Here is a 9,755-nt window from a genome sequence, read left to right on the forward strand (position 1 = left end):
GAGGCGCATTATGGGAGTAACAAAGTGTTTAACATATCCGACCATTGATTAAAATCTGCTAAAAGTAGGGAATGTGATGCTAATTTCGGTTAATTTACGTGAATTCAATGTTAATGGTTTTGGTGTTTTTATTTGCTGCTGCGTGGTTTCTTGTGGGGTGGTATTTACTGTATGAATTGGTCTAAATGGTGTGGGTATGGTAAGTGTTTGATTTTAATGGATTGGTTCATTTTTAAGTAATAGTAACTACTTATCAACTTAATGAGACAGTAGTTACTATATTCTCGATGGTGGCTTTTTATTAAATTTTATTGGTTAAAGTGAAACATCGGCGCAATTTTTTGCGATAAAGCGGCAATATCTTCACCTTTTTCGCCAACCAGTATTAAGCTACCTTGGGTAAGCGGTATGATTTCACCTTGCATATTATCTTGCGTAAACTGACTGGTTTGCTTAGCTTCAATGTTTGAAACAAATGCAGTAACACGGCCTTGTTTACCTTGAAATACCATATGTAGAGCATGGTGCTCTTGGCTAAAACCACAATGATTCAAGTAATAGATATGATATGGAAAATCACCATTAAGCTGATAAGAATATACATTGAGTTTTGATTGTATCTCTTGTTTAGTACTTCCTTCATTCATATTGGCAATAAATGGTTCTTCATCAAGAATATGATTGATAGCCATTTTATCGAGCTGAGCATAGGCGGGTTTGATGAGTAAGTTACCCCAATTGACTTGGCCAATTAATAAACCGAAAGTAAAGATAATCGAAGCTGCTAAAGCCCAAGCTTTGCTGGTTAGATGCAATGTAGGCTTGATAGAAGCATTTTGGAAAATAATTTTATCTGCCAAGTCATCAGGCACTTCGACTTTGAATGCTTGTTCGATTTTTTTATCTAGTTCTTGCAGGCTTTCGACATAATTTTTATTCTGTGGATTAGTACGAAGTTCAGCCAAAATATCATCACTCTTATCATTCGGATCAGAGAGTAAACGGCGTCTAAATTCTAAATCATCCATGTATGGCCCCCTGAGATGGTGAAGTTGCATCAAGTTGCTCTTTGATTTGATTGCGAGCACGGAATAAACGAGTCATCACGGTGTTTTTATTGAGATCAAGGATTTGGCTAATTTCATCACCAGTGAACCCTCCAACCACTTGCAAGAATAATGGTTCTCGATATTCAATATCTAGATTCATGATTTGTTTCTGTAACCATTTTTGCTGATGATGCTCATTATCATCTGTTTTACCACTATTACCTGGCTCATCAATATCGACTAAATCGAATTGTTTACGTTCAAATCGCCGAGCATTTTCACGCCGTAAAATAGTAATCAACCATGGCTTTGCAGCTTTCTCATCTTTTAGGCTATCGATGGCTTTCCAAGCACGCAGACAAGTTTCTTGCACCAGATCTTCGGCAATATGCTGGTCTTTACATAACCAATACGCATAACGATATAAATCGCGATGGTACGCCCTAACTAGGGACTCATAACGTTTTTGTTTATTCATATCCTTATTGACCGTGCTATGGTCTTTTTTCTTTCCAAATATTTTAGAAATGGCCATCTAAATCCTTAAAATTGCCTTTATTATGATTAGTGTGTTTGCTTTTGCTGTAGAAAGGAAGAGGAAAAGGTAAAAATTGCTGATCATTTGTGGTGTTTCTGAATGTGTGGCGTTGTTTTACTGTTAATTCTGTATTTGATTGTTTATGTCACAAGTTTTTATTTGTACTTTAGTAAACTGACCTCTTTAGTTTGATGTTTAAAAAGCTTTGTATACAATCAGAGGTCTGACCACGTGATTTTTCTTTACGGTTAAGCAATTAGAAACGTAAAGATATGGACATTAAAAAGGAAAGAATATGACTCATCAGGAAGTAAAAGCTCGCAATGGTGACCGAATCGCTATTGTTTCCGGTCTTCGAACCCCATTTGCTCGTCAAGGCACTGCTTTTAAAGAAGTACCAGCGGTTGATCTTGGTAAAATGGTGGTGAGTGAATTACTTGCTCGTACTCAAATTGACCCTAAACTTGTCGATCAAGTGGTATTTGGTCAAGTCGTTCAAATGCCAGCAGCACCTAATATTGCCCGTGAAATAGTACTTGGCACTGGTATGAATGTTTCAACGGATGCTTACAGCGTTACGCGTGCTTGTGCGACGAGTTTCCAATCTGCAATCAATGTTGCTGAAAGCATTGTGGCTGGCAATATTGAAATCGGGATTGCTGGTGGGGCAGATTCTTCATCCGTTCTTCCTATTGGTGTGTCTAAGCCGCTTGCACAAAGCTTATTAGAACTGAGTAAAGCAAAAACCCTACCTCAAAAGTTATCGATTTTACGTAAGTTATCTTTCAAAGACCTTATGCCTGTTCCACCTGCCGTTGCCGAATATTCGACTGGTTTATCAATGGGGCAAACGGCCGAGCAAATGGCGAAATCTCATCAAATTGCCCGAGAAGATCAAGATGCATTAGCACACCGTTCTCATACTTTAGCAGCGCAAGCGTGGGAAGATGGTTTAATTCAAGATGAAGTCATGACTGCCTATCCTGAGCCTTATAAAGAGTGGATTCATCAAGATAATAATATTCGTCAAGATTCACAGATTGAGCAATATGCCAAACTTCGTCCAGCCTTTGACCGTAATTTTGGTAGCGTGACCGCAGCAACCAGTACACCGCTAACCGATGGTGCCGCGGCGGTATTGATGATGAGTGAAAGTAAAGCGAAAGAACTTGGTTTAGAAGTGCTGGGTTATATTCGTTCTTATGCTTTCTCAGCAATTCAAGTAGAAGAAGATATGTTAATGGGCCCATCTTATGCCACTCCTATTGCTCTTGATAGAGCAGGGCTTGAGCTTGACGATCTTGACTTGATTGAGATGCATGAAGCTTTCGCTGCTCAGACGCTTGCTAATGTGAAAATGTTTGCCTCAGAAACTTTTGCCAAAGAAAAACTTGGTCGCGATAAAGCAATCGGCGTCATTGATATGGATAAATTTAATGTACTTGGTGGCTCATTAGCTTACGGCCACCCATTTGCTGCGACTGGCGCACGCTTAATGACTCAAACTTTACGTGAGTTAAAACGTCGAGGCGGAGGCTTAGCATTAACTACTGCATGTGCGGCCGGCGGTTTAGGGGCTGCTGTTATTCTAGAAGTTGATAAATTAGAAGCTGAAAAAAATGAAGCACAGATGGAAGGAGTGGAATAATGACTATGGATAATCAACTTTCAGCAGAGCATGCTTCAACCAATAATGCGTTTACTTTAACCGTGGATGATAACCAAGTTGCTTGGCTTGCGGTGGATGTACCTAATGAAAAAATGAATACTCTCCAGGCAGAGTTTGCTGAACAAATGCAGGCGATTTTTGAGCAGTTAGAGCAAAAGAAATCTGATATCAAAGGAATGATCATCCACTCTTTAAAACCGGATAACTTTATTGCTGGTGCCGATGTTCGAATGCTGGATGCTTGCCAATCTGCGCAAGAAGCGGAAAGCTTAGCGACTCAAGGCCAAGAGATGTTTAATCGTCTTTCATCACTACCATTTACCATTGTGGCGGCGATTCATGGCCCTTGTCTAGGAGGCGGTTTGGAGTTAGCGCTCGCTTGTGACTATCGTGTTTGTAGTGATAGTGATGCGACGCGTTTAGGTCTACCTGAAGTACAACTTGGTTTATTGCCAGGATCGGGTGGTACTCAACGTTTACCTCGTCTTGTGGGTTTACTTGATAGCCTGGATATGATTTTAACTGGTAAGCAATTACGCGCGAAGAAAGCATTAAAATTAGGTTTAGCAGACGCTTGTGTGCCGCAATCTATCTTGTTGCAAGCTGCACAACAATTTATTAGTAAATCTAAGCGTAAAGCTAAGAAAGATATCAAAGAGTCCTTAATGGCCAATACGGGGTTTGGTCGTAAGGTGATTTTTGAACAAGCGGCTAAAAAAGCCAATCAAAAGAGCCGTGGCAATTACCCAGCAATTAAAGCTATTTTACAAGTGATTCAATACGGTCTTGAGAAAGGTATCAAAGAAGGTTTAGCGAAAGAAGCGCAAGAATTTGGTAAGTTGGTCATGACTTCTGAATCTCGCGCTTTACGTTCTATTTTCTTTGCGACTACCGAAATGAAAAAAGATTTTGGTAGCTCAGCACAACCTAAAAATGTTCAAGGTGTGGGCATTCTTGGTGGTGGTTTGATGGGGGCAGGTATTGGCTATGTTTCTGCTACTAAAGCGAATGTGCCAGTACGCTTTAAAGATGTCTCGAATGATGGTGTGTTACATGCCATGAACTACAGTTATAACTTATTAACTAAGTTGCTGAAACGTCGCGCTATTAGTAAAGCTCAATTACAAAAGCAGATGCAGGCTATTTCTTGTGGCACGGACTTTACGGGCTTTAGTCAAAAAGACATGGTAATTGAGGCGGTGTTTGAAGACTTGTCATTAAAACAAAGCATGGTGCGTGATATTGAGGCCCAAGCTAAAAAAGGCGTTATTTTTGCTACTAATACATCATCATTACCAATTAGTAAAATTGCTCAGGGTGCGGCAAAACCTGAGAATGTGATTGGCCTGCATTACTTTAGTCCAGTAGATAAAATGCCATTGGTGGAAGTGATCCCACACCAAGATACCTCTGAGGAAGTGATTGCAACCACGGTGAAGTTTGCTCGTAAACAAGGTAAAACGCCGATCGTTGTTAAAGATAAAGCAGGTTTTTACGTTAACCGAATTCTGGCGCCTTATATGAATGAAGCGGCAAAAATTTTGCTGTCTGGTGAGCCGATTGAACATATTGATGAATCATTGCTCAACTTTGGTTTCCCAGTTGGGCCAATTGCGTTGCTTGATGAAGTTGGCGTTGATATCGGCGCTAAAATAACCCCAATTCTAGTTGAAGAACTTGGTGAACGTTTTAAAGCGCCAGATGTGTTTGATACTTTGCTAAAAGATGGCCGTAAAGGACGTAAGAGCGGTAAAGGTTTTTATACCTATAAAGGCAAAAAGAAAGAAGTTGATAAGTCGGTTTATCGCTTACTTAAACTTAGCCCTGAGTCGATCCTTAATGAAGAAGTGGTCGCCATGCGCTGCGTACTTCTCATGATCAATGAAGCGGTTCGAGCCTTAGATGATGGTATTATTGCTAGCCCAAGAGATGGTGATATTGGTGCTATTTTCGGTATTGGTTTTCCACCATTCCTTGGAGGTCCATTCCGTTATATTGATCAAATTGGCGCAGTGAAATTAGTCGATACCATGAACGAGTACGCTGAGAAATACGGCAGTCGTTTTGCTCCGTGTGATGGGCTGTTAACTCGTGCCGGTACAGGAGATAAGTTCTACCCATAGTCTATACCCTTTGTACTTGAAGCTGCAGCTTTGTTGACGGCGTTCTTTCGCCTCTATCTTTTTATAAAGAAAGCCATAGGCGAGCTATGCTCATGGGGCCTCTTTCACTTGCCGCCTCACTGCAACTCCAATTACTTTGGGTATAAATTTGAATGGTGATAATAAACAAAAAGCTTTGCATGTTGAGTGCAAAGCTTTTTACTTTTTCGAAACTCGAAACTCGAAACTCGAAACTCGAAACTAGCCTAAGTCGACATCTTTAGGTCGCAATTGAAACTCATCAATAGAACCTATTTCTAATCCCGCCTCTAAATCGGGTGCATCAGCATGCTCTGTGCCTTTTGAATGCATGATTAAGCGGTTGGCGGTTCTTGGCTTTAAAGTATTGACGACAAAGCGGATCATTTCGCTACGGTCTAGCTTCAAAATTTCTTCGACGACCATTTCTCGGTTATTAAATTCATAATCTTTGTTACCAATCGCAACCCATAGACGTTGACCACGTGCACGTAGATTACTGTCTGGTGACATGATTTGATTGAGCAAGCCTTGCTTACTGCTTTGCCATTGTTGTTCGTTCAACTCTAATAACACCATATAAAAGGCATTTAAAAATTCATCGACTGAGGCGACTAACTCACTAGGTGCGGCATTGGGCGATTGTACATACAGCGCTAAACCAGGATGGCGATTAAGTGGCATATTACCTGTGCCAACCATATAGCCGAGTTGTTGCTTCGTGCGAATTTCATGGAAGAATCCGGCTGACATTAAATGGTTAGCTAATGTATATAGAGCAACATTTTCGGGGGAAATTTCTGGTGATTGGTAGTACACCACCAAAGCTGAATCTGCTTGGTCACAATGAATTTCTCGCTGGAAGGTTCCGCTGTCACCTAACATCACAAGTGGTCGCAGTGATTCCTCGTATTGTTGGTCTTTTACACGCAACGCTAACTTTAAGCTGGTAGCCAGATTTGTCGCTGCTTGCCTTGTCCAATCACCATAGACAAACATTTCAATATGCAATTCAGCCAACATTGCACTCACAAAAGAAGGTAGTTCATCTACTTCAATGGATTCTAATGCTTCAATCAGTACTGGGTAGGGTGGGTTGTTTGGTTGCAAAATACCGGTCATCGCATTAAATAATTGAGAAACGGGACGATCTTTAGCGGTATTTTTCCAATTACGTAGCATTTGTCGCTTGATTGAATCAAAACGTGATTGACTAAATTCGCGAGAGGCAAAACGTTCAATAATGACATCGAGTAATTGAGCTTGCTTTTGTGTGAACCCTGACAACATCAAAGTCACGCCGCCTTGGTGTGCATAGAGGTTGTAACCCATACCGGCAATTTCAGCTTGGTAGGTTTCTTTAGACAGTGAGTCGAGGAACATTTCAACACACAAGCGAGTTTTGACTATGGTACGTGCTGTTGAAACGGCATGCGGGCTATCAATTGCGATAAAAGCAAGCCCTTTGGGTACGCGAAATTCTGGCTCTTGTAGATGCCATAAACGAAAGCCCGGTTTATCTTCAATAAGCTCAGGTAGGGTTGATTCACTTTCTAACGGTGCAGGATCAAGTTCATAGCAAATGTAGGGATTGGGCTCAGGAAGTTTAAGCTCACCTGTACTTTCTGGTTGTGTCCAAGCTTCAAGCTCTTGTTGAGTAATCGAACGAATCGAATAAGGCGTGTTGTACCATTTAGCTTGGCGATCGTATTGCAAACCTTTTGCGATCAACATAACGCGCATATTATATGGGGTGAAATGGCGTAGTAGTTGGCGTAAATGGCCTTCATCGTAATGACTCATCATGTAGTCGCCATAGATGACATCATCCGGTTGGTAGTTTTGTAAGTTGACGACTAAGTGGCTGGCAATATCAATGGGACGCGAGGCTTCTTGGAAACGGAAGGCAGATTCTAGTACCGCTTGTTTTTCACAATATCGCCATTCAGCAAGTCCTTGTTGGCGAATTAACTCAATGAATTCAAAGATACGCTGCACAATATATTCAATTTCTGATAAGCCTTGTTTAGTGAGGCTACAGCTGATCGAGAATTCTCGAAAATTACTGCCACTAATACCACCACCAGCGGTTAATGAAGTAATCAGCTCTTTGGTTTTAAGATGCTGAAGTAGGCTACCTTCACTTTCATCACCAAGTAAATGGGCAAAATAAGATAAAGGCTTAGATTGGTAAAACTTGTCCATACTTGGAAAGTTAAACGTCATCATCAATTTACGGGAGTCTTTTTCTGGTTCGACACAAACAAATTTTGCGGCATCTTGCTCGCGAACCAGTGGGATATTAATGCTTTTTCCTGAGCGTTGATTATTGATGATGGGAGTAAAATAGTTGTGGGCCGCTTCTTCTAATTGAGCGAGTGAATGAGGGCCAACTAAAGTGACAGTCATTAAGTCCGCAGAGTATTGCTGACGGTAAAATTCGATAATTTCATCACGAATGGATGTTGTTGGTTCTCCATTCTCATCAAATAAATCACTCAGTGTTTCAACATTACCGACTGAAAACTTAGCGAATGGATGCTCAGGGTTAACTACTTCTTTATGCACTTGGTATAAGCGTCGCATGTCATCTTTAAGTTTTAAACGAAACTCTGATTCTACCGCTTGACGTTCTTTTTCTAAGGCTTCTTGATTGAAAAGTGGTGCAATAAAAAACTGACTGAAGCGATCTAATGCTTCTGGGTAGGCTTCGGAAACGACATCAAAAAAGAAGCAGGTGTGTTCAGTACCTGTCCATGCGTTATTTTTACCACCATTTTGACTGATAAATGATTGAAACTCGCCGATGGCAGGGTATTTTTCTGTCCCTAGGAACAGCATGTGTTCTAAATAATGGGCTAAGCCTTCTCGATGATAAGGATCATCGAAGTGACCAACGTTAACGGCTAGAGCAGCAGCGGATTTTTGCGCATGTTGATCGTGGACGAGTAATACGCGCAATTGGTTGTTGAGTGTAATATGGCGATATTGTTTTTGATCGTTTGGACTGATGTGCACGATACACTCCTTGAGATGAGTCCTTAGGGCACTAATAACGATGAACCGTTAGAAGACTTAGTGCGTCTTTCATATGTGGCTTTGAATATATACCCAAGTAACCTCAAGATGCGAGTTTCAGCAAGATTAAAACAAGTTTTAGGCAAAGCAAATTGAATATGATCATAGTGATTCTATCTCTGCTCAATTTAACGCAGCATAAAGCTTGTTTTAACTTGCCCTTTGGGAGCTTCATCCAAGCTCTTAGCCAGTGTCAGATTTAATTGAAAGGTGTTTACATTCCGCATAAATCTTCCTTGTCTAAGAACTTGGATGATAGCTCTGAATTCTGCATCTTGAAGTCACTTGGGTATATACCCAAGTCACTCGGGTATATTAATTATGACGCTTAGCCGTTAGGCTGCAAACGATTTATGTGAGTTATTAAGATGAAATCAAATAATAGTCTCGATTATTGTGGTCAAGTGATCATTTCTGTCATTTTTTCATTTTAAAATTACGATTTTAGATAATATTTATCTTGGAGTTGTTATACTAAAGTCTAGCTTTGTTAGGCGACCTGGTTCGATCAATATTTAAGTTGTTATGTAGGATTGAGTATGCAAATTTTTATTATGCGCCATGGTGATGCGGAAACTTTTGCAGCATCGGATGCTGAGCGTCCATTGAGTTCAATAGGACGAGATGGCTCTTATCAAATGGCGCAGTATTGTAAAGAGCAGGGTTATGATGAGTTTGATTTGGTATTGGTTAGCCCATACTTACGAGCTCAACAAACATGGCAAACTATTGAACCTTTATTAAAGGCGGAAAGGGTTGAAGACTGTGCAGATATTACACCGTATGGGGATTCTGAATCTGTCGTGGAGTACGTGTGTGCTTTAGCAGAAACACAATTCTTGCAGAATATCTTGTTAGTTTCTCACTTACCTCTAGTGGGGTATTTAACCGCAGACTTTGTCACAGACATTCCGCCCCCAATGTTCCCTACTTCAGGTATTGCTTGTATTGATTTCGATGTCGATACACGTAAAGGGCAGTTGTTATGGCAAGCTCAGCCGTAATGGTTTTGAGCATTCAAGATTTTCATTAAAGGAGGCTAACGTCGTCTCCCTTATACCTAAATTACTTGTATACCCAAGTAACTTCAAGATGCGAGTTTCAGCAAGATTAAAACAAGTTTTAGGCAAGGCAAATTGAATATGATCATAGTATTCTATCTCTATTTAATTTAACGCCGCATAAAGCTTGTTTTAACTTGCCCTTCGGGAGCTTCATCCAAGCCTTTACACTGCGTCAGATTCATTTGAAAGGTGATTACATTCCTGCACGAATCTTTC

6 protein-coding genes are annotated in these 9,755 nt (G+C 40.6%); 3 read left to right on the forward strand and 3 right to left on the reverse strand.

Annotated elements, in window-relative coordinates:
• Window positions 1–308: 308 nt before the first annotated feature.
• Both QQJ93_RS16405 and QQJ93_RS16410 read right to left on the reverse strand, forming a co-directional pair.
• The gene (locus QQJ93_RS16405) at window positions 309–1,028 is read right to left on the reverse strand and encodes a DUF3379 family protein (RefSeq protein ID WP_089122575.1); all 720 of its coding nucleotides are present in this window, start codon (window positions 1,026–1,028) and stop codon (window positions 309–311) included.
• Window positions 1,021–1,584: a sigma-70 family RNA polymerase sigma factor gene (locus tag QQJ93_RS16410; protein ID WP_089122576.1), complete on the reverse strand. Its 564-nt coding sequence runs from the start codon at window positions 1,582–1,584 to the stop codon at window positions 1,021–1,023. The genes QQJ93_RS16405 and QQJ93_RS16410 overlap by 8 nt, the downstream gene beginning before the upstream one ends.
• Before the next feature lie 298 nt (window positions 1,585–1,882).
• Here QQJ93_RS16410 and fadI point away from each other — a divergent pair, with 298 nt between their 5' ends.
• Complete coding sequence (gene fadI, locus QQJ93_RS16415; RefSeq protein WP_089122577.1) at window positions 1,883–3,235, forward strand: acetyl-CoA C-acyltransferase FadI; 1,353 nt, start codon at window positions 1,883–1,885, stop codon at window positions 3,233–3,235.
• A gap of 5 nt (window positions 3,236–3,240) precedes the next feature.
• The gene (fadJ, locus tag QQJ93_RS16420; protein ID WP_431313601.1) at window positions 3,241–5,379 is read left to right on the forward strand and encodes a fatty acid oxidation complex subunit alpha FadJ; all 2,139 of its coding nucleotides are present in this window, start codon (window positions 3,241–3,243) and stop codon (window positions 5,377–5,379) included.
• A 240-nt stretch (window positions 5,380–5,619) separates the two neighbouring features.
• Here the strand turns inward: fadJ and QQJ93_RS16425 are convergent, their stop codons facing one another.
• Complete coding sequence (locus QQJ93_RS16425) at window positions 5,620–8,415, reverse strand: insulinase family protein (RefSeq protein WP_089122579.1); 2,796 nt, start codon at window positions 8,413–8,415, stop codon at window positions 5,620–5,622.
• A gap of 599 nt (window positions 8,416–9,014) precedes the next feature.
• Here QQJ93_RS16425 and sixA point away from each other — a divergent pair.
• A complete protein-coding gene (sixA, locus tag QQJ93_RS16430) occupies window positions 9,015–9,479 on the forward strand; it encodes a phosphohistidine phosphatase SixA (protein ID WP_089122580.1) in 465 nt (154 codons plus the stop codon).
• Window positions 9,480–9,755 lie beyond the last annotated feature (276 nt).

Source organism: Vibrio algivorus, from assembly GCF_030161215.1.
Lineage (GTDB): Bacteria > Pseudomonadota > Gammaproteobacteria > Enterobacterales > Vibrionaceae > Vibrio > Vibrio algivorus.

Excerpts from the sequence above, each read along its gene's own strand:
- QQJ93_RS16410 (WP_089122576.1), bottom strand. The coding sequence starts at position 1,584 with ATGGCCATTTCTAAAATATTTGGAAAGAAAAAAGACCATAGCACGGTC.
- QQJ93_RS16405 (WP_089122575.1), bottom strand. The coding sequence starts at position 1,028 with ATGGATGATTTAGAATTTAGACGCCGTTTACTCTCTGATCCGAATGAT.
- sixA (WP_089122580.1), top strand. The coding sequence starts at position 9,015 with ATGCAAATTTTTATTATGCGCCATGGTGATGCGGAAACTTTTGCAGCA.
- fadJ (WP_431313601.1), top strand. The coding sequence starts at position 3,241 with ATGGATAATCAACTTTCAGCAGAGCATGCTTCAACCAATAATGCGTTT.
- fadI (WP_089122577.1), top strand. The coding sequence starts at position 1,883 with ATGACTCATCAGGAAGTAAAAGCTCGCAATGGTGACCGAATCGCTATT.